The 20886-nt window shown below is 70.5% G+C and carries 16 protein-coding genes; 4 read left to right on the forward strand and 12 right to left on the reverse strand.

The genetic code is table 11. From position 1 onward, the window contains the following. Window positions 1-278: 278 nt before the first annotated feature. The 4 genes from BS75_RS12110 to BS75_RS12125 all read right to left on the reverse strand — a co-directional run bounded on the left by BS75_RS12110 (window position 279) and on the right by BS75_RS12125 (window position 3281). Window positions 279-1118, reverse strand: coding sequence for an Fpg/Nei family DNA glycosylase (locus BS75_RS12110; RefSeq protein WP_034088235.1), 840 nt, complete (start codon window positions 1116-1118; stop codon window positions 279-281). Window positions 1119-1177: 59 nt separating this feature from the next. After that, window positions 1178-1666, reverse strand: coding sequence for a ribose-5-phosphate isomerase (locus BS75_RS12115; protein ID WP_034088236.1), 489 nt, complete (start codon window positions 1664-1666; stop codon window positions 1178-1180). 68 nt (window positions 1667-1734) lie between these two features. After that, entirely contained in the window at window positions 1735-2331 is a 597-nt protein-coding gene (locus BS75_RS12120) for a biotin transporter BioY (RefSeq protein WP_034088237.1), read from the reverse strand. Window positions 2332-2642: 311 nt separating this feature from the next. Further along, window positions 2643-3281, reverse strand: a complete 639-nt coding sequence (locus BS75_RS12125) for a mycothiol-dependent nitroreductase Rv2466c family protein (protein WP_034088238.1) — start codon at window positions 3279-3281, stop codon at window positions 2643-2645. 298 nt (window positions 3282-3579) lie between these two features. On the opposite strand from BS75_RS12125, the gene pepN (BS75_RS12130) reads away from it, so the two are divergent. Then, the gene (pepN, locus tag BS75_RS12130) at window positions 3580-6183 is read left to right on the forward strand and encodes an aminopeptidase N (protein ID WP_034088239.1); all 2604 of its coding nucleotides are present in this window, start codon (window positions 3580-3582) and stop codon (window positions 6181-6183) included. A 55-nt stretch (window positions 6184-6238) separates the two neighbouring features. Here the strand turns inward: pepN (BS75_RS12130) and BS75_RS12135 are convergent, their stop codons facing one another. Beyond that, window positions 6239-7354, reverse strand: coding sequence for a helix-turn-helix transcriptional regulator (locus BS75_RS12135; RefSeq protein ID WP_063771399.1), 1116 nt, complete (start codon window positions 7352-7354; stop codon window positions 6239-6241). Window positions 7355-7393: 39 nt separating this feature from the next. Here BS75_RS12135 and BS75_RS12140 point away from each other — a divergent pair, with 39 nt between their 5' ends. Next, window positions 7394-7873: a hypothetical protein gene (locus BS75_RS12140; protein ID WP_034088240.1), complete on the forward strand. Its 480-nt coding sequence runs from the start codon at window positions 7394-7396 to the stop codon at window positions 7871-7873. Window positions 7874-7990: 117 nt separating this feature from the next. Here the strand turns inward: BS75_RS12140 and BS75_RS48075 are convergent, their stop codons facing one another. The 3 genes from BS75_RS48075 to BS75_RS48080 all read right to left on the reverse strand — a co-directional run bounded on the left by BS75_RS48075 (window position 7991) and on the right by BS75_RS48080 (window position 12341). Further along, window positions 7991-8188 carry a hypothetical protein gene (locus tag BS75_RS48075; RefSeq protein WP_042436887.1) on the reverse strand — a complete coding sequence of 66 codons (198 nt, stop codon included), beginning with the start codon at window positions 8186-8188 and terminating at the stop codon, window positions 7991-7993. Window positions 8189-8358: 170 nt separating this feature from the next. Further along, window positions 8359-12192 carry a polymorphic toxin type 30 domain-containing protein gene (locus tag BS75_RS12150; RefSeq protein ID WP_152645612.1) on the reverse strand — a complete coding sequence of 1278 codons (3834 nt, stop codon included), beginning with the start codon at window positions 12190-12192 and terminating at the stop codon, window positions 8359-8361. Then, window positions 12189-12341: a hypothetical protein gene (locus tag BS75_RS48080; RefSeq protein ID WP_156164245.1), complete on the reverse strand. Its 153-nt coding sequence runs from the start codon at window positions 12339-12341 to the stop codon at window positions 12189-12191. The genes BS75_RS12150 and BS75_RS48080 overlap by 4 nt, the downstream gene beginning before the upstream one ends. A 228-nt stretch (window positions 12342-12569) precedes the next feature. On the opposite strand from BS75_RS48080, the gene BS75_RS12155 reads away from it, so the two are divergent. Next, complete coding sequence (locus BS75_RS12155; protein ID WP_034088242.1) at window positions 12570-14210, forward strand: outer membrane protein assembly factor BamB family protein; 1641 nt, start codon at window positions 12570-12572, stop codon at window positions 14208-14210. A gap of 49 nt (window positions 14211-14259) precedes the next feature. Here the strand turns inward: BS75_RS12155 and BS75_RS12160 are convergent, their stop codons facing one another. The 3 genes from BS75_RS12160 to BS75_RS12170 are packed head-to-tail and all read right to left on the reverse strand — an operon-like array spanning window position 14260 to window position 17569. Next, window positions 14260-15717, reverse strand: coding sequence for a S8 family serine peptidase (locus tag BS75_RS12160; protein ID WP_052069365.1), 1458 nt, complete (start codon window positions 15715-15717; stop codon window positions 14260-14262). A 34-nt stretch (window positions 15718-15751) separates the two neighbouring features. Beyond that, window positions 15752-17185, reverse strand: a complete 1434-nt coding sequence (locus BS75_RS12165) for a WXG100 family type VII secretion target (protein WP_034088243.1) — start codon at window positions 17183-17185, stop codon at window positions 15752-15754. Window positions 17186-17230: 45 nt separating this feature from the next. After that, window positions 17231-17569 carry a hypothetical protein gene (locus tag BS75_RS12170; protein ID WP_042436884.1) on the reverse strand — a complete coding sequence of 113 codons (339 nt, stop codon included), beginning with the start codon at window positions 17567-17569 and terminating at the stop codon, window positions 17231-17233. Between the two features lie 240 nt (window positions 17570-17809). Here BS75_RS12170 and pepN (BS75_RS12175) point away from each other — a divergent pair, with 240 nt between their 5' ends. After that, a complete protein-coding gene (gene pepN, locus BS75_RS12175) occupies window positions 17810-20407 on the forward strand; it encodes an aminopeptidase N (RefSeq protein WP_034088244.1) in 2598 nt (865 codons plus the stop codon). Between the two features lie 85 nt (window positions 20408-20492). On the opposite strand, the gene BS75_RS12180 is transcribed toward pepN (BS75_RS12175), so the two are convergent. Further along, window positions 20493-20735, reverse strand: a complete 243-nt coding sequence (locus BS75_RS12180) for a hypothetical protein (protein ID WP_034088245.1) — start codon at window positions 20733-20735, stop codon at window positions 20493-20495. Window positions 20736-20886: the final 151 nt, after the last annotated feature.

Consider the following 20886-nt stretch of genomic DNA (forward strand, 5'->3'; position numbering starts at 1 on the left):
GCTCCCGTGCCATCACCGATCTCCCCCCGAAGCCGTACTGCTGCCGGAGTGTCCCTCCGGCGGGAACCCCGAGTCCCCCGGGAACGAGTCCGGTGGCAGGAGCGTACCGAGCGGACCGGCTCACCGGGGCATCGCGCGACAATCGGCTGCGCCGGGCGCACGCCGGTGCTCCATGCAGCAGCGTACGGCGGATCCCCACGCGCCTCCCCCCACGACAGCACGCCCCCGACAGCACGCCCCCGAGGGCCGAGCAGCGGACGGCGGTCGGCGGCGCGGGGTCAGTGCGGCAGGTTGTGCGGGGGTTGGCAGCGCGGGCACCAGAACAGGTTCCGGGAGGCGTGGGTCTCCTCGCGGACCGGCGTGCGACAGACCAGGCACGGGCGTCCGGCACGGCGGTAGACGTACACCTCACCGCCGTGGCGGTCCTCGCGCGGCGGACGGCCCATGGCCTCGGGGGTGTGCTCGGGCCGGACGGTGTCGATCCAGCCGTCCCGGACCCCGTCGCTCATCAGCGTCCGCAGGTCGTCCCAGATGGCGTCCCACTGGGCACGGGTGAGGGCGCGTCCGGGCAGGTGCGGGTCGATGCCCTGCCGGAACAGCACCTCGGCCCGGTAGATGTTGCCGACCCCGGCCAGCACCTTCTGGTCCATCAGCAGCACCGCCACGGTGGCGCTGCTGCGGCTGACGCGCTGCCAGGCGGCGTCCGGCAGGTCGGCCAGGCGCAGTGGGTCGGGACCCAGCCGCTGGTGGATGTCCTTCTTCTCGAAGCTGCTGATCAACTCGCAGGTGGTCGGACCGCGCAGGTCGGACCAGCGGTCCTCGGCGGTGATCCGCAGCCGGATCTGGCCGACCGGCGCGGGCGCGGGGCCCTCGCCGAAGCGGACCTTGCCGTAGAGGCCGAGGTGGATGTGGATCCAGCCGGCCCGCTCCCCGGCCCAGTTGCGGAAGCCGAGGAAGAGGTGCTTGCCGTGCGACTCGGCCACGTCGAGGACGCAGCCGTCCAGGCGCGTCGCGGCGGGTGCGAACGGCCCCTGCGGGCTGCTGACATGCACCGACTCGCCACCGAATACCGTGCGGTACTGGGTGGCGAGTCGGTGGAGGGTGTGGCCTTCCGGCATCGTCGCTTCGTTCGGCTAGAGGGTCTCGGCGGCTCTCGGACGGTCCGGCCGGGGCCGGGTCAGCCCTGCTGCGGGTGGTGAGCCGGGACCGGGGGCAGCTCGCCGGTGGTCTCGTACTCACTGATCATGTCGATGCGACGGATGTGCCGCGGGTCCTCCGAGAAGGGGGTGCCGAGGAAGACCTCGACGAACTTGGTCGCCTCGTCCAGGCTGTGCATCCGCGCGCCGACGCTGATCACGTTGGCGTTGTTGTGCTCACGACCCAGCTCGGCGGTCTCGACGCTCCAGGCCAGCGCCGCGCGGACGCCCTTGACCTTGTTGGCGGCGATGGCCTCGCCGTTGCCGGAGCCGCCGATCACGATGCCCAGCGCCTCGGGGTCGGCCGCGGTCCGCTCGGCGGCGCGGAGGATGAACGGGGGGTAGTCGTCCACCGCGTCGTAGATGTGCGGGCCGCAGTCGACCGGCTCGTGCCCGGCGTTGGTCAGCCACTGGACCAGGTGCTGCTTGAGTTCGTATCCGGCATGGTCGGATCCCAGGTACACGCGCATGGTCGTCAGTGTGGCACGCCCCGGTGACAGGCTGCGCGCCAACCCTCGCCGTCCGGCGGCCGAGTGGGTCAGCCCTTGCGGCCGACCAGCTTCCAGGCGGCCGGGAGCAGGCCCATCGCCAGCGCGATCTTCAGCGCGTCACCGATCAGGTACGGGTACAGGCCGAGCGAGGCCGCCTTGGCGAGCGAGACGTGGACCGACGCGGCCAGGTAGGTGACGCCGACGGCGTAGATGGCGAGGTTGCCCAGGACCATCGTCCCCGCCGTGCGCAGCGCGCCGCGGTCGGCGCCGCGCCGGGCCAGCGCGCCGACGAGCGCGGCGGCGACGACGAAGCCGATGACATAGCCGAAGGTGGCGCCGGTGCCGGAGGTGCCCGAGGCGAACCAGGGCATCCCGGCCAGGCCGGCCAGCAGGTACAGGGCCATCGAGGCGACGCCGCGCCGGGCGCCGAGGGCGGTGCCGACGAGCAGCACGGCGAGGGTCTGGCCGGTCACCGGAACGGGCGAACCGGGCACGGGCACCGCTATCTGCGCCGCGAGGCCGGTGAACGCGGCGCCGCCGACGACCAGGGCGACGTCCCGGGCGTAGCCGCGGGCCCGGGTGGAGGCGGGCACGAGGTCGGCGAGGACGGCACCGGGACGCAGGGAGGCAGTGGCGAGGCTCATGGGTCTTCTCCGCAGGGCAGGATCCGGCAGTGGGCGCCGGACGGGGACGGGCAGTGGGTACAGGCGGGCGGGGCGCCGGCGGGGGGCTCCAACAGTCGGGGTGGTGGCCTTGGCAGTGGGTCGGACTGTGAACGCCTGTGAACCTATCGGCGAACCTAGTCACTGCGGGGCGCGTGCGCGTATGGCCTTCCCCACAAAAACCCAGGTCCCCGCCTTGGATGCTTACGACGTGGAGCCCGGAACCGACCGCTGGAGGTCGGCTCCGGGCTCCACGCGTACCGGCAACCTGTGTACCGGCAGGGGCTCGACTACTACTCGAAGCTGGGGCCCGCCTTGCGGGTGCGCTTGATCTCGTAGAAGCCGGGGGTGGACGCGACCAGCAGGGTGCCGTCCCAGAGCCGGGCGGCGGCCTCGCCGCGCGGGGTGGGGGTGACCACGGGGCCGAAGAAGGCGACCTGGTTGCCGTCGGCGCCGGGGACCGCGATCACCGGGGTGCCGACGTCCTCGCCGACCAGGGAGATGCCCGCCTGGTGGGAGGCGCGCAGCGCCTCGTCGTACTCCTTGGACTCGGCCGCGTCCGCGAGCTCGACCGGCAGGCCGGCCTCGGCCAGCGCGGACTCGAAGACCTCGCGGGTCCGCGGCAGGTCCTGGTTGTGGAAGCGGGTGCCGAGCGCCGTGTAGAGCGGGCCGAGCACCTGCTCGCCGTGCGCCTGCGCGGCGGCGATGCAGATCCGGACCGGGCCCCAGGCCTCGTCCATCAGTGCGCGGTACTTCTCGGGGAGGTCGCGGCCCTCGTTGAGGACGGCGAGGCTCATCACGTGCCACCGGGTCTCGACCGGGCGCTGCTGCTCGACCTCCAGCATCCAGCGGGAGGTCATCCAGGCCCAGGGACAGAGCGGGTCGAACCAGAAGTCGGCGGGGGTGGGAGTGCTCTCTGCCGCAGCAGGCATGGGGAATCTCCTCGGAGGCGGAACGACGTACGCGGGGACGCGGAAGCGTCCCGACGCCTGCGGCAACATGCCCGCCCCGCAGTTCATTCCCGGTGCCGCGCGCCCGCTGCGCCCGCCCCGCGCCCCCGGTACGCCCGCAGTACGCCCGTGCCTTCGGCCGACGGAAAATTCGGTCGGCCGAATTGTCCGGTGGGCTGTGCCGTTGCCCCGTGAAAGGATGCGCGGGAATCAGCAGCACACGGTTGACCGTCCGCGCCCCTCACCCGGACGGACGACGTCGAGGTTAGGGAGTAGCGCAGTGCCCGGGACCAATCTCACCCGCGACGAGGCCCGCGAGCGGGCCCGCATCCTCACGGTGGACAGCTACGACGTCCAGCTCGACCTGCGCTCTGCCGTCCTTCCCGTGGCGGAGGGACAGGGGGCCGGCCGGTTCGGCTCGCGCACCGTGCTGCGCTTCCGCTGCTCCGAGCCCGGCGCGGACAGCTTCGCCGACCTGCTCGCCCCCGCCGTCCGCAGCGTCGTCCTCAACGGCGTGGCGCTGGACCCGGCCGTGGTCTTCGACGGCTCCCGGGTCGCCCTGCCGGGGCTGGCCGAGACCAACGAGCTGGTCGTCGAGGCCGACTGCGCCTACAGCCGGAGCGGTGAGGGTCTGCACCGCTTCACCGACCCGGTCGACGGCGAGACCTACCTCTACACCCAGTACGAGCCGGCCGACGCCCGCCGGGTCTTCGTGACCTTCGAACAGCCGGACCTCAAGGCCCCGTTCAGCTTCACGGTGACCGCCCCGGCGCACTGGGAGGTCTTCTCCAACTCCCCCGCCGGCGGTGACCCCGACGCCGTGGAGTCCGGGCTGACCTGGAGCTTCTCGCCGACGCCGCGGATCTCCAGCTACATCACCGCCGTCGTCGCCGGTCCGTACCACGTCGCCCGCGACCACTACAGCCGAGTGCTGGAGGACGGCCGCCGGCTGGAGATCCCGCTGGCCGCGATGTGCCGCAAGTCGCTGGCCAAGCACTTCGACTCGGACGAGATCTTCACCGTCACCAAGCAGGGCCTGGACTTCTTCCACCAGGAGTTCGACTACCCCTACCCCTTCGGCAAGTACGACCAGGCCTTCGTCCCCGAGTACAACATCGGCGCGATGGAGAACCCCGGCCTGGTCACCTTCCGCGAGGAGTACGTCTTCCGCTCCAAGGTGACCGAGGCCGCCTACGAGGGCCGCGCCAACGTCATCCTGCACGAGATGGCGCACATGTGGTTCGGCGACCTGGTCACCATGCAGTGGTGGGACGACCTCTGGCTGAAGGAGTCCTTCGCGGACTTCATGGGCGCCTTCACCCAGGTCGCGGTGACCAAGTACGGCGCCGGCTGGATCACCTTCGCCAACCGCCGCAAGGCCTGGGCCTACCGCCAGGACCAGCTGCCGACGACCCACCCGATCACCGCGGACATCCGCGACCTGGAGGACGCCAAGCTCAACTTCGACGGCATCACCTACGCCAAGGGCGCCTCGGTGCTCAAGCAGCTGGTGGCCTACGTCGGCCGGGACGCCTTCTTCGAGGGCGCGCGCCGCTACTTCAAGCGCCACGCCTTCGGCAACACCACCCTGGCCGACCTGCTCGCCGTCCTCGCCGAGACCTCCGGGCGCGGCGCGGAGGCCATGGCCGAGTGGTCCCGCGCCTGGCTGGAGACGGCCGGCGTGAACGCGCTGACGCCGCAGCTGGTGACCGACGCCGAGGGCCTGATCACCGGCTTCGCGGTGCTGCAGGAGGCCGCCGAGAGCCACCCGACGCTGCGGCCCCATCGGGTGGCCATCGGCCTCTACGACCGCGACGAGGACGGCCGGCTGGTCCGCACCCACAAGGCCGAGCTGGACGTCGCGGGCCCGCGCACCGAGGTCCCGGAACTGGTCGGGCTCGCCCGCCCGGCCCTGGTCCTGGTCAACGACGAGGACCTGACGTACTGCAAGATCCGCTTCGACGAGAACTCGCTGGCGACGCTGCGTGACGGCCTTGGCGACGTCGCCGACCCGCTCGCCCGCGCGCTGTCCTGGTCCGCGCTGTGGAACATGACCCGCGACGGGCTGATGCCGGCCCGCGACTACCTCGGCCTGGTGCTGCGCTTCTCCGGCCGGGAGAGCGACATCGGCGTCCTCCAGTCGCTGCACCAGCAGGCCAAGACCGCCCTGGACATGTACGTCACCCCGGAGCACCGGCCGGAGTGGGCCGCGCGGCTCGCCGAGGGCGCGCTGCGCGAGCTGCGCGCCGCCGCGCCCGGTGGCGACCACCAGCTGGCCTGGGCCCGGTTCCTGGCCCAGACGGCGACCTCCGAGGCCGACCTCCAGCTGGTCTCCGGACTGCTCGCGGGCACCGCCCGGATCGACGGCCTCGACGTCGACCAGGAGCTGCGCTGGGCGCTGCTGCACACGCTGGCCGCCGAGGACGTGGCCGGCGAGGAGGAACTGGCGGCGGAGCTGCGCCGGGACGACACCGCCAGCGGCAAGCGGCAGCTGACGGCCTGCCAGGCCGCCCGGCCGACGGCGGAGGCCAAGGCCGGCGCCTGGCACCGGGTCGTCGAGACCGACGAGCTGCCGAACGCCCTGGTGGAGGCCGAGATCAGCGGCTTCCAGCAGGCCGGTCAGCGCGACCTGGTCGCCCCCTACGCGGAGCCCTACTTCGAGGTGCTGGAGAAGGTCTGGGCCGAGCGCTCGATCGAGATCGCGATGCGGATCGTCAGCGGCCTCTTCCCGCGTCTGGTCACCACGGAGCGGACGCTGGAGCAGACCGACACGTGGCTCTCCGAGCACGAGGACGCGGCCCCGGCGCTGCGCCGCCTGGTCCTGGAGTGCCGCGACGACCTCGCCCGGGCCCTCCGCGCCCAGGCCAGCGACGCGGCCCACTGAGGGTCGCGCCGCGCACGGTCGAGTGACGTGCCGTCACCACGCTGGCGACGGCCCGTCACTCGGCTGATCCCTCGACCACCCGCTCGGCTGCCGGCCCGGCGGACGGCCCGGCTGCACGCTCAGCCGTCAGTCCGGCTGCCGGCTCGGCTGCCGCCGGGGCGTAGCGGGCAGCCAACGCGCGTGCAGTCTCGGCCATGCGGGCCCGAAGCTGCGGTGGTCCGAGAACCTCGACCTCCGTGCCCAGTCCGAGGAAGACCTCGTGGGCGTGGTCGAGGGACTCAATGGGCAGCACCGCACGGGTCCAGCCGTCCGGCTCGGCGGTACCGGTTTCGGCCAGCGCCCGGGCGACGGCTCCGGTGAGGCGGGACGCGGCGCGCGGGGAAACGCGGACCACCGCTTCGTCCGCGTACAGCCGGGCGTGGAAGTCCGCCTGCTGGCGCTGCCAGTAGTCGGCCAGGTCGAAATCCTCCGGAGGTTGGAACTCCTCCTCCCGGACCGTGAGTTCGAGGATCTGATCGACCCGGTAGGTACGGGCCCGCCGGTCCGCGTTGCGCTCCGGATCGCGTTCCTGCCTCTGCCTCTGCCTCTGCCCCTGCCCCTGCCCCTGCCCCGCGACCAGGTACCAACGGCCGGCCTTGAGCACCAGGCCGTACGGCTCCAGGCACCGGTCCACGTCGGTGGGCTCCTTCCAGCGCCGGTATCGGACGTCGAGCACCCGGCTGCGCCACACCGCGTCCGCGACCCGGGACAGCTGCGGGGTGTCGTCGTCCTCCGCGTACCAGCCGGGCGCGTCCAGGTGGAATCGGGAGCTCATCCGGTCCGCCTGCGCGCGCAGCTCGGGCGGGAGCGCCGCGCGCAGCTTGAGCTGGGCGCCTGCGAGGGCCGTGCCGAGCCCGAGCTCGGCGGCCGGCCCCGGGATGCCGGAGAGGAACAGCGCCTCCGCCTCGCCGGCGCTCAGCCCGGTCAGCCGAGTGCGGTAGCCGTCGAACAGCTGGTAGCCGCCGGAGTGCCCGGCATCTCCGTAAAGGGGTACGCCCGCCGCGTGCAGCGACTCGATGTCGCGGTACACGGTGCGGATCGACACCTCCAGCTGCTCAGCGAGTTGAGCGGCGGTCATCCGGCCCCGGGTCTGCAGCATCAGCAGGATCGACAGCAGACGGCTCGACTTCACTGACACAAGATGTCAGTGAAGTCGTCCTACGGTCCAGCCATGGCTTTCACGGAGAAATCGCTACTGGTGCTTCCACCGATCGAGGTGGGCGTTCGCCGGATCAAGCGCTACCACGTCAGCGGGGACCCGGCCGGCATCGAACCCGCAGTCGAGAAGGCGGCGTACGCGATCCTGCCCGAACTTCTGCCGGAGCCGGACGGCACACCGACTGCCTCCTTCGTCGTCCTCCACCGGGGAGGGGACGACGGCGCCTATCTGAACGTCTACAGCTGGGCGTGGGACAACGCCGTGCACTTCGCCGGGGCGGCGGCAGGCCAGCCGGTGCTGGGCTGCCCGGACACGGACCCGACGCACTTCGTCCGACTGGACGGGTCGCTGATCGGCTGTGTCTGGGAGCTTCCGCCGATCCTCCACGAACGTGACGCCTGGGTACGCCACATGCTCGTGCCCGACCGACCCGACCTGGCCGCATACCTCGCCGACTCGCTCGCCGAGGGCACGACGGGAGACCGCGCATGAACGACTTCGACTTCTTCACCGATACCTGGGACGTCGCCAACCGATAGCTGACGTAAATGCCACGTTATAGGCGTCGAAGCGCACCGGTTCCGCGCCCCAGAGGCCACAAAAGGCGAGTCAGCAGTCCCCGATCTCCATGAGCGCGTCGATGTACTCCCTCTCGCTGACCCCCAGCTCCCTGCGATCAAGGCTCTTGATAGGTTCAAAGAACTGCATGCCGAAGAGCCCGGTATCCGAGATTTCACCGAGTGCGTGCAATTCGTCTTCGCGACAGCCCGGGTCGGACTCCACCACGGCAATTGTCGACAGGGTCATGGCAAGTAGCCTGACCTGGAATTGGTCGAACGCAGTGACCCAGTCAGTGATGGTCCCACATGCAGCACTTCGTTCATCGCGGCTTTTCGAGGTCAACCCCCGAACAAGGTCCAACAATTCTGAATTGCCTACTGACACGATCTTCCCCGCTCTCCGACGGTAGGTATTCACTAAAGTCCTGGAAATTCCGAGGGCCATGGCATATGAGTGTTGTTGGCTGCCGTCGGATTGTAGTGCGGACTGTTGGGATTGTGGACGTTGGGATGGAACAGATTTCCGTCAATGTCTTGGTAGCGCTTGCCCACCTGAACCCTGTAGACGTCTCCCGTTGCTGCGTGCGAGCCAACCGGTGCTGTTCCGTCGGGTCCATGAGCCCGGAGACGCACCGTGTTGCCGTCGTCGTCCGACCATTTGAACTCCACGCCATACTGGGCGCCGCCGTTCGAATGTGGCGTGAGCCATCGCACCTCTGCATCGTCCGGAACGATACTCATCGGGTCCTTTCCTCGAAGATCGTAGCCATGAGCCGGATTCTTCGCCGCTTGCTGAGGACCAGCCGTCTCGTGGGGTGAGAGGCCGAGAGGATCAGTCCAGGTGTGGGGGTTGCTGACGTAGGTGTCGGGGTTCGGGGCGGGGGTGAGGCCGAGGGGGTCGGGGGTGGTGTAGCGGGCGGTTTCGGGGTCGTAGTAGCGGTTGAGGTTGTAGTGGAGGCGGGTTTCGGGGTCGTAGTACTGCCCCGGGAAACGGAGGGGGGTGTAGGTGGTGCTGTCGCGCGGCCAGGTGGTGTTGCCCCAGAGGGTGGTGGTGGCGCGCCAGGCGATGGTGCCGGTGGCCGGGTCGAGGAGTTCGGTGGGGGTGCCGACGAGGTCGGTGACGATGGCGAAGAAGCGGCGGTCGATCCGGGCCTGGTCGTCCTGGGCACTGGGGGTGGTGATGGTCTCGGTCTGGGTGAGAGGGGTGAAGCCCTGGTGGTCCCACGTGATGGTGTGGGGGCCGGGAAGGTGGGATGCGTGGGTGGTCTGCTCGGTGAGGGTGGGGCCGTCCCAGGTGAAGTCGGTGCGCTCGACGACGGTCTGTCCGTCGGCGGCCAGGCGGGACTTGGCGAGCCGGCGGCCCAGGGGGTCGTAGTGGTAGCGCCACTGGGTGCCGTCGGGGGTGGTGACCTGGGCGAGCTGGTTCTCGGCGTTCCAGGTGTAGTGCCAGCTGTCGGGCTTGCGGGACAGCCGGGTGACCTGGCGCAGGGTGACCCGGCCGGCGGCGTCGTGTTCGTAGCGGACGCGTCCGGCGGTGGTCAGCTGGGTGCCGGTGTAGGTGCGGCTGCCTTGGGCGAGAGTGCCGGCCGGGGTGGCCGGCCACTGGGCGTCGGTGAGGTTGCCGGCGGGGTCGTAGGCGTAGCTCTCGGTCCAGTCGGCGGCGCGGACGGCGGTGACACGCCCGGCGGGGTCGAGGTCGAAGCTGCGCGGGCCGGTGAGGTGGTCCTCGGTGCCGGTGAGGTTGCCGTCGCTGCGGTAGCGGTAGGCGCGGCGCTGGAGGACGGTCTCGCCCGCCTGGACCGTTTGACCAGTGAGACGGGTGAGCTGGTCCCATTCGTTGGTCAGGGTGAGGGTGCCGGCGATGGTGCGGCGGCGTTCGCGTCCGGCCGGGTCGTGGGCGAAGTCGAGGGTGCCGCCGGTGGAGGCGAGGGTGGTGACCTGTCCGGCCGGGTCGTAGGCGTAGAGGGTGCTGTGGCCGGTGGGGGTGGTGCGCCGGGTGCGCCGGCCCAGGGGGTCGCGGCTGTGGTTGAGGGCGCGGCCGTTGACGGACTCGCCGAGCAGGTTGCCGAGCGGGTCGTAGGCGCGGGATATCTCGGCGTCGGTGTTGGCGGCGTGGACGAGGCGGCCGGCGGGGTCGTAGGCGTAGCTGGTGGTGCGGCCGTCGGCGGCCTTGGCGACGGTGCGGCCGAGGATGTCGTACCGGTAGTCGGTCCGGATGCCCAGGGGGTCGGTCAGCGCGGTCAACTGGCCTGCGGCGTCGCGCTGGTAGCGCACCGAGCGGCCGTGGAAGTCGTCCTCGCCGATGAGCTGTCCAGCGGCGTCGTAGAGGTATCTCCACTGCCGTCCCAAGGGGTCGGTGACGGCGGTGAGTTGCATGTGGGCGTCGTGGGTGAAGGCGATCCGGGCGCCGTCGGGACCGGTGCGCGCGGCCAGGGTCTCGAAGTGGGTGTACTCGTAGCTGGTGGCCTGCCCCAGTTCATCGGTGTGGACGAGGAGGTTGCCTTCGCCGTCCCACTGCCAGGTCTGGGTGGAGCCGTCGGCAGCAGTGCGGGTCGCCGGTCGGCCCTCCACGGTCCAGGTCGTCCGGGTGACCGCGCCCAGGGCGTCGGTGAGTGTGACGGGTCGGCCGAAGGCGTCGCGTTGGCAGCGGACCGTGGCGCCGTTCGGGTCGGTGCTCTCGACCGGCAGTCCGGCGGCGTCGCAGCGGATGCGGGTGGTGTGGCCGAGGGCGTCGGTGACGGCGGCGAGGTGGCCGGCGGCGTCGTAGGCGTAGTGGGTGGTGGCGCCCAGGGGGTCGGTCAGGGTGGTGCGGCGGCCTTGGGCGTCGTACTCCTGCTGCCAGGCAGCGCCGTCGGCGTCCACGACCACGGTGGGCAGGCTGAGTTCGGCGTCGTAGGCGGCGGTGGCCCGGGAGCCGTCGGGGCGGGTGACGGCGGTGAGGTCGCCTTCGGCGTCGTAGTCGAAGCGGACGGTGCGGCCCAGGGGGTCGGTCTCGGTCAGCAGGCGGTCGTACTCGTCGCGTTGGTAGTGGGTGGTGTGGCCGAGGGGGTCGGTCCGGGCGGTGACCTGGTGGCGGTCGTTGATCCGGTAGGCGGTGGTGTGGCCCAGGGCGTTGGTCTCGGTGTGGACGCGCAGGCCGGTGTCGGGGTCGGGTTCGCCGTAGCTGAACTGGAAGCGCAGGGAGCCGTCGGCGCCGCCCTCGTCGATGACGCGGTTGCGGTCGTCGTAGGTGTACCAGTAGTGGCTGTTGTTGCGGTCGGTCCAGGAGGTGATCCGGCCCCAGGCGTCGTTGGCGAACCGCATCGGCAGGCCGGAGGAGTTGTAGACCTCGGTGAGGTGGCCGTCGGTGTAGCCGTAGCGCATCAGGCTCTGGTCGCCGCCGTCGGGGGCGGCGCCGGCCAGCAGGAGTTCGGTGATGCGGCCGTACGCGACGGTGACCAGCAGGCGGTAACCGCCGGAGTGGGTGATCGAGAGAGGGGTGCCGTTGCGGTCGTAGTCGAGGTCGTAGTGGCGTCCTGAGCGGTCGCGGACCTGGGTGAGCAGGGCGGTGGCGCCGTCGGGTTGGACGGTGAACTCGCGGGCCAGGCCGCTGGCGCGGTCGGTGAGGGTGTAGAAGCGCTCCGCGTCGTCGACGGTCAGGTCGCGCCGGACTCCCGCGCTGGCCTGGACGGCCTGTCCGGGGGCGGGGTGGGGATAGGCCTGGGTGCGGCGGTCCGCGCCGAGGTGGACCACGCCCTGGTCGTCGATCTCCAGCCGTTCGTCGAAGGTGCAGACCCAGCGGCGGCCCATCCAGCGGCCCGCCCGGTAACCGGACTCGAAGCAGCGGGTGAACAGCAGCGGCAGCGAGCCGGGGAGGGAGGCGTCGGTCTGGTCGATGAACATCCGGCCGGTGGCCATGTCGACGGGCTCGCCGCCGTCGCAGACCGCGTTCTCGGCGCGTCCGGCGTCCTGCGGGTCGGAGACCTGGTCGCGCCCCGCGCCGGGGCCACTGTCGCCCGTGTCCCCGCCTACCGGACCGGGGTCCTCGGGGTGGGGGTCGCCCACGGAGGGTTCTCCGCCGGGGCGTTCGGCGGACTTGGTGAGGTCGTCGACGGTCTTGGCCTCGTTGTCGGCGGCGTTGTCCGCGACCTGTCCGGCCTTCTCCTCGGTGTCCTTGAGAATGCCGTGGTAGGCGTCGGAGAAGTCCTTCGACAGGCCCTGTTCGGCCTTCTTCGCAGCATCTTCCAACGCGTGGGCTATCGCCTCGCTCATGACGCGAAGTGCAGACCGGCGGGGGTCCGGGCGTAGGTGCGCAGGCCGTCGGGATGGAAGGCGGCGCGTGCCCGCTGCCGGGCGCCCCGTAGCTTCGCCCCGATGAGCTGCGGGAACGTCCCTGTTCCGCTGGACAGTTCGATCGCCATCCGTACCCCCGAACACACGAACCCGTGACCGTGGGGCTCACGCTACCAAGACTCACAAGCCCATTTGCAGCGAAGTGAGTTGACCCTCGCTCCAGGCTCACGTCCCATTGACGGCCACCATGTGACGGCTCGACGGCCACCGCCACGGACCGCCTGCCGTGAGCCCCGAGGGCTGCCCCTACGATGTCTCGGGTTCGAGAACGGTCGACGGATAGGGCGTGGCGGGGGATGTCGGATCAGATACCCGGACCGGGGCAGCAGCAGCCGGGATGGACACCGGGACAGCAACAACAGCAGCCGCAGCATTGGCCGGGCCACCCGCCGGCGGCGGGGCCGCCCGGGCCGGAGGCCGCCGCCACCCAGACCTACGACCCGCGCTACGGGCAGCAGCAGCCCGTACCGCCCGCGCAGCAGGGCGAGATCCACTACGCCCCGACGCAGCCCGCCCAGCCGAGCGTGCCGCAGCAGGCCGCCTACCCTCCGCCGCAGTACCCCGCGCCCGGCCCGCAGGCCCAGGGCTACCCGCCGCAGAACTATCCACAGCCGGTCGGCTACCCGCAACCGCAGCACCAGCCGCCCCTCGCCGGGTACCCCGTGCCCCAGCCATCGACGCCGAAGCGCGGGCTCAGCGGCGGGGCCATCGGCGGGATCATCGCCGCCGGGGTCGTGATCGCCTGTATCGCCGGCGCGGTGGTCATCCTCAACAACGCCGACAGCAGCGCCTCTGCCGGAGCCGCCTACAAGAGTGCCTGGACGGTGGGCAACGGTGCGGACTCGGGTTCGGACGAACTCGTGGGCGGCTGGCTGACCAGCACACTCATCGTCCGGGCCGGCAGCCTCGGGGTCTCGGCCTACAACCTGAGCAACGGCTCCACGGCCTGGACGTTGCCCGCGCCCCAGGGAACCACCCAGCCCTGTGCGATCTCGCCCACGCTCAGCGCCGGCGGAATCGGCACCATCGCCTTCGGCACCAGCACCACGTCCTGCTCGCTGCTGACGGGGGTCGACAGCAGCACCGGAAAGATCCTCTGGACCATCCGACTCACCGACAGTCAGAACCCGACCCCGACTGCGGCCCAGACCTACGTCCAGGGTTCGGTCGCGACCGTCATCGCCGGTGAGGTCTTCGGCGGCGTCGACGTCGCCACCGGCAGGACCGCCTGGAACTACACCAATCGCAGCGCGAGCTGCGCCGACCGGGCCTACGGCACCACCGGGGTCGTGCTGGTCGTGGACGACTGCTACGGCAGCAGCCCGGAGAACGCGCTGACGGCGGTGGACGGGGTCACCGGCAAGGTCGAATGGCAGCACAGCGAGAGCAGCATCGTCGACTTCGACGGCGTCATCGCGGCCGAACCGGTCGTCGGCGTCGAATCGGGAGACAGCGGGGACAGTGCCCTGCTCTTCGACAACTCGGGCAACACCACACCGTTCCAGGTACCCGACGCGCTGAACTCGCCGACCGGCCCCTTCTCCGATTCCGGGACCGCCCGAGTCGTCGGGCAGAACCTGATCGTCCAGTCCCAGGGGCTGGTCACCGTCAGCGGCGGCGGCAGCACCGGCGGCACGGTCGAGGCCTACAACATCTCCACCGGGGCACTGGCCTGGTCCTACTCGGGCGAGAGCAAGTACGGCGCCGAGTTGGTCGCCCCGTCGCCGGACGGCGTCGTGTACGCCATGTCCACCGGCAGCGACGACGGAACCCCGCACCTGGTCCGGCTCGACCCGGTCACCGGCAAGTCCACCATCATCGGCCGGTTGACCGGGACCAGCGGCTTCGAGCTGTCCGAGGACGACTTCTTCATCCTGCCGGGCGGCGGCGTCGTCTACCTCGGGTCGATGGGCGACGACGTGGAGGCCTATCACTGAGGCCCGCGCCGACGACGATCCGTGGGCGCGGGCCTCAGCTCAGCTCGGCTCAGCCCTGGTAGGGGCCGTTGCTGTTGCCGCCGCCGTTGCTGTTGCCGTACGGCGGCTGGTAGTTGGGCGGCTGCTGCTGCGGGGCCTGCGGCAGCTGCCCGTACGGGTCGTACGACGGCTGCCCGGGCTGCTGCGGCGGCGCGTAGGGCTGCGTCGCGGGCTGGTAGGCGGGCTGGGCGTAGGGCTGCTGCTGGTACGGCAGCGCGGCGCTCTCGTCCGCTGCCTCCCGCTTCCGCCGCCGCGAGCGCGACACGCGCACGAACAGCAGGATGATGAGCAGCAGGACGACGAGGCCGCCACCGAGGAGCGCCAGGGCGATCATGTCGTCGTCATCGGCCCCCGCCGAGCTGCCGGCCGGCGCCGCGACGGTCGGTGTCGACGAGGCGAGCGCCGCCTGCGGCAGCGGCCCCGCGGCCGGCCCCGGGTTCTTGGCCAGCTGCGCCCACAGGGTCCACTGGTCGGCACGGGCTGTCCCATAGCCGTAGTGCAGGTCCGGAGCCGTGGCACCGGCCGGCAGGGAAGCCCCCTTGATGATCATGTTAATGATCTGACCAGCCGTCAACTGTGGGTATGCGGATCGGAGAACCGCGGCAATAGCTGAGACATAGGCCGTCGCGTAGCTGGTGCCGTCGTCCTTGTACATCTGGGTGTCGCTGCCGTCGCCGTCACGCACAATGCCGACCGCCGGCGCGGCTACGACGACGTGGGAACTGAAGGTCGATCCGGACCATGCACTGCCGCTCTGATCCACGCCGCTGACGGAGACGACACCGGGGTAGGAGGCCGGATAATCATCCTCCTCAGTACCACTGTTCCCCGCACCTGCGACAACCACTACGTTCTTGGATTCCGCATACGCAACGGCCTGCTCCTCCGGCACACTCTCGGAAAACTGTGCGGCCAACGACAGGTTGATGACCGATGCCCCGTGATCGACGGCATACCTGATCCCTTGAGTCACGGTCACGGTGTTCGGGACGTTCCCCACACCCACTGGCAGGATCTTCGCTCCCGGCGCCAGGCCCATGATGCCGTCCTCATCGTTGGGGCCGTGGCCATGGCCTGCGATCAGACTGGCTACCCCGGTGCCGTGGCCGTCCGTCGAATAGTCCGTCTGGCCGTTGCCACCGTGGACGAAGTCGGTTCCTGGAAGCACCTGGCCGGTCAGGTCGACGTGAGTTGCCCTCACACCGGAGTCGACGACAGCGACGATCACGCCTTTGCCGGTGGAGTGCGGCCAGACAAGTTGCGCCGCGCCGTAGGCCGACAACGGCCACTCCGCCGCCCGTGCTCCGTCGTTGGCGCTCGCCGCCGGAGCGGCCGACAGTACCAACGCCCCCGCCAGAAGGGTGCCGACACCGGCACGCAGCACTCCCGCGACTCGCATGACCCGCCCCAATCGTCCTGTTTCATGGCGCTGGCTCCACAGGCACTCCTGTGGAGCCAGCAGGACCATACTCACACTTCCTGGGATCGCCTCGTGCGGGTCGTCAGGAAATGACCGCCGGGTTCACCGCGACCGGTGCACCCCATGCGTCCTCGTCCGCCACGAGATAGGACGCGCGCGCCTTGCGCTTCTTCTTCTTGGCGGCGGAGCCGAGGCCACCACCCATACCGCCCATCTCGCCCATGGCGCCCTCGCCCTCGCCGCTTGCGCCGACTCCGCCGACCCCGTCCCCAGAGCCGAGTTCGCCTTCTTCGCCCGCTGCCCCGGCACCGGCACCGTCGGCACCGTCGGCGTCTCCGGAGACCAGCCCCGAATCGCCCCCATAGCCATCGGCGCTATCGCCTTCACCAGCGCCAAAGGCTCCAGAACCTACGCCGCCGACGCCACCGAAGCCGAACCCGGCCCCATTGCCGCCACAACCGACCTGACCGACGGAGCCGTATCCGCCACCGCTGCCGAATCCGCCGCCGTTCCCGCCGCCGCCGTATCCCGAACCGACACCGGTGACCGGACCTCCGGGGGTGCCGTCGATGGTGGTACCGGGTGGGGTGACCGGCTTGCCCGGCTGACCGCCGTAGATACCGCCGCCAGGATTCGGCGACTGAATCGGGGCCCCAGGAGTCGGCTGGCCCGGCACGTTCACACCTGGAATCGGCGTGCCAGGGCCGGTCGGATCGGTCGTCGGCGGAAGCAGGCCGCTCGAACCGGGCGACGGTGGAACGGTGCCGACCGGCTCCGTGACCGGAGGACCGGGAGAGGTGGCGGGAGGCGGAGGCCAGACCCCGCCTCCGGTACCGACGTGGGGCTGACTCTGAAGCTGGCTGGTCGAACCGTTGTACGCCTTACCCAGGGCTTCCATGACCAGCACGGCCTTCTGCTGCGCCTCCTCATTGGCAGAGAGCTGGCCTCCGTCCAACTGGATCGCCTTACTCAGGCCCAGCTTGGCGGCGTCCTCCTTGAACTGGATGTCACTGCTCTCGCTGGTCAGCTTCCGCGACGCCTTGGCCCAGAAACTGGGGTCGTGCGGCATGTCCCCCTTGGCGGTAGTCAGGGCCTTCGATGCGCTCTCCAGCGCGGTGGAAGTGTTGGTGGCGTAGGCCGCGCCGTTACTGAGGCTCTCGTTCAGGCTGCTCGCGCTCTTGCGGAACGCGTCTGCGCTGGAACCGCTCCAGTGCTCCAGCAGGTTATTGACGTGAGTGCTGAGCCCCTTGGAGATGCTGGTGAGATCGTCGCTGACGCTGCTCCAGTGCTGGGACACCGTGTGAATGCCGTCCGGGTCGGCCGACTCGATCATGGCCCGGAGGCCGTCGAGCCCACCCGCCGCCTCGAAGTTCGTGCTGAATCCGCTGTCGCCGCCACCGGCGTTTGCCGCCAGGGCCTTCTTCCACTGCGCGTCTGCCGCCGCCTGCTGCTTCGCCTGCGCCGCATTGGCAGCTGCCAGGGACTTGGCCGCCTGGGCATCTCCAACACCACTCATGTCGTTCCCTCCCCCATCGTGCTCACTGTTGCCTCTGCTCTTCCGCTAACTCAACTGCGTGACAGTCTGGGCGTCCTGGGCCGCGTAGGTGTCGTGGGTGTAGCCGACCTTGTCGGTGAAGTCACTGATCATCGAATTCAGGGTGGTGATCATCTGATTGATCGATTCCCTCATCGAGTCGTGCGCGCCCGACAGCGCCTCGGCCTCCGCGAAACCCGTGCCGAACTGCGAGGGCTTCAGATTGGTGTTGTAGTTGGCCTTGCCCTTGGTCGCGTCCATGTCGCTGAGCAGGCCCTGCAACTGCTTCACGGCGGTCTTCAGCGCGTCGAGGTCGACCTCGTAGCCCGTGCCCGCCGGTGTACCCGTGCCTGTCTTCGTGCTCATCACTGCCCCCGTCCCCGTCGCGCCCCGGGTCCGCCTCTGCTGCGAACGCCCACGCGTACCGCACACATCATAAGGAGAGCATCAAAGACTATGCATCTCTCTTCGCTTCCGATTCGGACAGCCCTCCCGATCACCCGCCGTTCCCGTTCCCGTTCGCCGGGGGAGGAGTCGGGTCGGACATGCGTCCGACGTGGGAGGATGCCTGGAAGCTGAGAGAACCTGACGAAGGAGTCACGCAGCGTGCCTGGCACCAACCTGACCCGTGAGGAGGCCCGAACCCGGGCCGCGCTCCTCACCGTGGACGCGTACGACATCGCGCTCGACCTGAGCACCGCCCCCGAGGGGGGGACGTTCCGGTCCACCACCGTGGTCCGTTTCACGGCCACCACCCCTGGCGCGTCCAGTTTCATCGACCTGATCGCGCCCACCGTGCACGAGGTCGTCCTCAACGGCACGTCGCTCGACCCCGCCGAGGTCTTCGCCGACAGCCGGATCGCGCTGCCGGCACTGGCCGCCGAGAACGAGCTGCGCGTTGTCGCAGACTGCGGCTACACCAACTCCGGCGAGGGCCTGCACCGGTTCGTCGACCCGGTGGACCAGCAGACCTACCTCTACACCCAGTTCGAGGTCCCGGACGCGCGGCGCGTGTTCGCCTCCTTCGAACAGCCCGACCTCAAGGGCACGTTCCAGTTCACCGTGACCGCCCCCACCGGGTGGAAGGTGATCAGCAACGAGGTCTCGCCGGAGCCGGAGAAGGGCGAGTCCGAGGGCACCGAGGTGCACCGCTTCGCGGCGACGCCCCGGATCTCCTCGTACATCACCGCGCTGATCGCCGGTCCCTACGTGGGCGTGTTCGACGAGTACCGCAACGACGAGGACAACCAGCGGGTGCCGCTCGGCATCTACTGCCGTCCCTCGCTGGCGCAGTACCTGGACGCCGAGGCGATCTTCGAGGTCACCAAGCAGGGCTTCGAGTGGTTCCAGGAGAAGTTCGACTGCGCCTACCCGTTCAGCAAGTACGACCAGCTGTTCGTGCCGGAGTTCAACGCCGGCGCGATGGAGAACGCGGGCGCGGTCACCATTCGCGACCAGTACGTCTTCCGCTCCAAGGTCACCGACGCGGCCTACGAGGCCCGCGCCGAGACGATCCTGCACGAGCTGGCGCACATGTGGTTCGGCGACCTGGTCACCATGGAGTGGTGGAACGACCTCTGGCTGAACGAGTCCTTCGCGACCTTCACCAGCATCCTCTGCCAGGCCGACGCGGCCGGCAGCCGCTGGCCGCAGGCCTGGACGACCTTCGCCAACTCCATGAAGACCTGGGCCTACCGGCAGGACCAGCTGCCGTCCACCCACCCGATCATGGCGGACATCAACGACCTGGAGGACGTCCAGGTCAACTTCGACGGCATCACCTACGCCAAGGGCGCCTCGGTGCTCAAGCAGCTGGTGGCGTACGTCGGCAAGGACGAGTTCTTCGCCGGCGTGCAGGCCTACATGAAGCGCCACGCCTGGGGCAACGCCCGCCTCTCCGACCTGCTCGGCGCGCTGGAGCAGACCTCCGGACGCGACCTCAAGGCCTGGTCGAAGGCGTGGCTGGAGACGGCCGGGATCAACGTCCTGCGCCCGGAGATCGAGGTCGACGCCGACGGCGTGATGACCTCGCTCGTCGTCCGCCAGGAGGCGCCCGCGCTGCCGGCCGGCGCCAAGGGCGAGGCGGTGCTCCGCCCGCACCGGATCGCCATCGGCCTGTACGACCTGGACGCGGACGGCGCGCTGGTGCGCACCGACCGCATCGAGCTGGACATCGACGGCGAGCTGACCACCGTGCCGCTCCCGGCCGGACGCCGCCGCCCGGCGGTCGTGCTGCTCAACGACGACGACCTCTCCTACGCCAAGGTGCGCCTGGACGCCGAGTCGCTGGCCAACGTCACCGCGCACATCGCCGACTTCACCGAGTCGCTGCCGCGCGCCCTGTGCTGGGCCTCGGCCTGGGACATGACCCGCGACGGCGAGCTCGCGGCCCGTGACTACCTGGCGCTGGTGCTCAGCGGCATCGGCCGGGAGTCCGACATCGGCGTGGTCCAGTCGCTCACCCGGCAGGTCAAGACGGCCGTCGACCTCTACGCCGACCCGGCGTGGCGCGCCGAGGGCCTGACCGCCCTCGCCGACGCCTCGCTGGAGCAGCTGCACGCCGCCCCCGCCGGTGGCGACCACCAGCTGGCCTGGGCGCGGATGTTCGCGACCGTGGCCACCACCCCGGAGCACCTGGCCGTGCTCTCCGGCCTGCTCGACGGCGGCACCGTGGTCGAGGGCCTGTCCGTCGACGACGAGCTGCGCTGGTCGCTGCTGGTCCGGCTGTCGGCGACCGGTGTCGCGGACGAGGCGGCGGTCCTGGCGGAGCTGGAGCGGGACAACACCTCGGCCGGTCAGGCCCACGCCGCGACCTGCCGGGCCGCGCGTCCGACGGCCGAGGCCAAGGCTGCCGCCTGGGCCTCCGTGGTCGAGGCGGAGACGCTGACCAACACCGTCCAGGAGGCCGTGATCCACGGCTTCGCCCAGGTGGAGCAGCGCGAGCTGCTCGCCCCCTACACGGCGAAGTACTTCGCCGCGGTCAAGGGGATCTTCGAGCAGCGCTCGCACGAGATGGGCCAGCAGATCATCGTCGGGTTCTACCCGACGATGCAGGTCGACCAGGCCACGCTGGACGCCACCGACGCCTGGCTGGCCTCGGCCGAGCCGGCTCCGGCACTGCGCCGGATGGTCGTCGAGTCGCGGGCCGGCGTGGAGCGCGCGCTGCGCGCCCAGGCCGCGGACCGCGCGGCCGGCGCGAAGTAGCGGGTCCGGAACGGACGACAGCCCCGGTCGCCTCCCTGAGGGAGGCGACCGGGGCTGTCCTGTCGATCGGCCAGGTGCCGGGGGGTCAGCTGTGGTTCTTGTCCGGCTTGGTGAGCAGCAGCACCAGGCCGGCGATGATGACGAAGAGGCCGACCGGGCAGCCCACGTAGAGGCCGATGGCCTGGGCCGGGTTCAGGCCCGCCAGCAGCTCCGAACCGGCGGGGGCGCCCGCCGGGGCGAGCGCGAAGGACGGGGCGGTCATGAGCAGCAGCGTGAGCGCGGTACCAGCGGCGACAGCGCCGGCGCGCAGGGAGGTTCGAGTCAGCACGCTCTCACCGTAAGGGCGGGTGCCTCCGGCCCGCGCGGCGGGGTAACCCCTTTGGGGTGCCCTTTACCTTTGCCCGCCCACAGCAGCGCCTTCGTCCGGGCACAGCCGCACCGTCGTTCCCGGTCGCGACCCCGCCGCCGCTCCCGGTCAC

It is taken from the genome of Streptacidiphilus albus JL83 (assembly GCF_000744705.1).
GTDB lineage: Bacteria > Actinomycetota > Actinomycetes > Streptomycetales > Streptomycetaceae > Streptacidiphilus > Streptacidiphilus albus.

Bases quoted from the DNA above. Each gene is read 5' to 3' on its own strand.
- BS75_RS12120 (WP_034088237.1), bottom strand. From the start codon at position 2,331: ATGAGCCTCGCCACTGCCTCCCTGCGTCCCGGTGCCGTCCTCGCCGAC.
- BS75_RS12140 (WP_034088240.1), top strand. From the start codon at position 7,394: ATGGCTTTCACGGAGAAATCGCTACTGGTGCTTCCACCGATCGAGGTG.
- BS75_RS12165 (WP_034088243.1), bottom strand. From the start codon at position 17,185: ATGAGTGGTGTTGGAGATGCCCAGGCGGCCAAGTCCCTGGCAGCTGCC.
- BS75_RS12155 (WP_034088242.1), top strand. From the start codon at position 12,570: ATGTCGGATCAGATACCCGGACCGGGGCAGCAGCAGCCGGGATGGACA.
- BS75_RS48080 (WP_156164245.1), bottom strand. From the start codon at position 12,341: ATGGCGATCGAACTGTCCAGCGGAACAGGGACGTTCCCGCAGCTCATC.
- BS75_RS48075 (WP_042436887.1), bottom strand. From the start codon at position 8,188: ATGACCCTGTCGACAATTGCCGTGGTGGAGTCCGACCCGGGCTGTCGC.
- BS75_RS12160 (WP_052069365.1), bottom strand. From the start codon at position 15,717: ATGGTCCTGCTGGCTCCACAGGAGTGCCTGTGGAGCCAGCGCCATGAA.
- BS75_RS12110 (WP_034088235.1), bottom strand. From the start codon at position 1,118: ATGCCGGAAGGCCACACCCTCCACCGACTCGCCACCCAGTACCGCACG.
- BS75_RS12125 (WP_034088238.1), bottom strand. From the start codon at position 3,281: ATGCCTGCTGCGGCAGAGAGCACTCCCACCCCCGCCGACTTCTGGTTC.
- BS75_RS12115 (WP_034088236.1), bottom strand. From the start codon at position 1,666: ATGCGCGTGTACCTGGGATCCGACCATGCCGGATACGAACTCAAGCAG.
- BS75_RS12150 (WP_152645612.1), bottom strand. From the start codon at position 12,192: ATGAGCGAGGCGATAGCCCACGCGTTGGAAGATGCTGCGAAGAAGGCC.
- BS75_RS12170 (WP_042436884.1), bottom strand. From the start codon at position 17,569: ATGAGCACGAAGACAGGCACGGGTACACCGGCGGGCACGGGCTACGAG.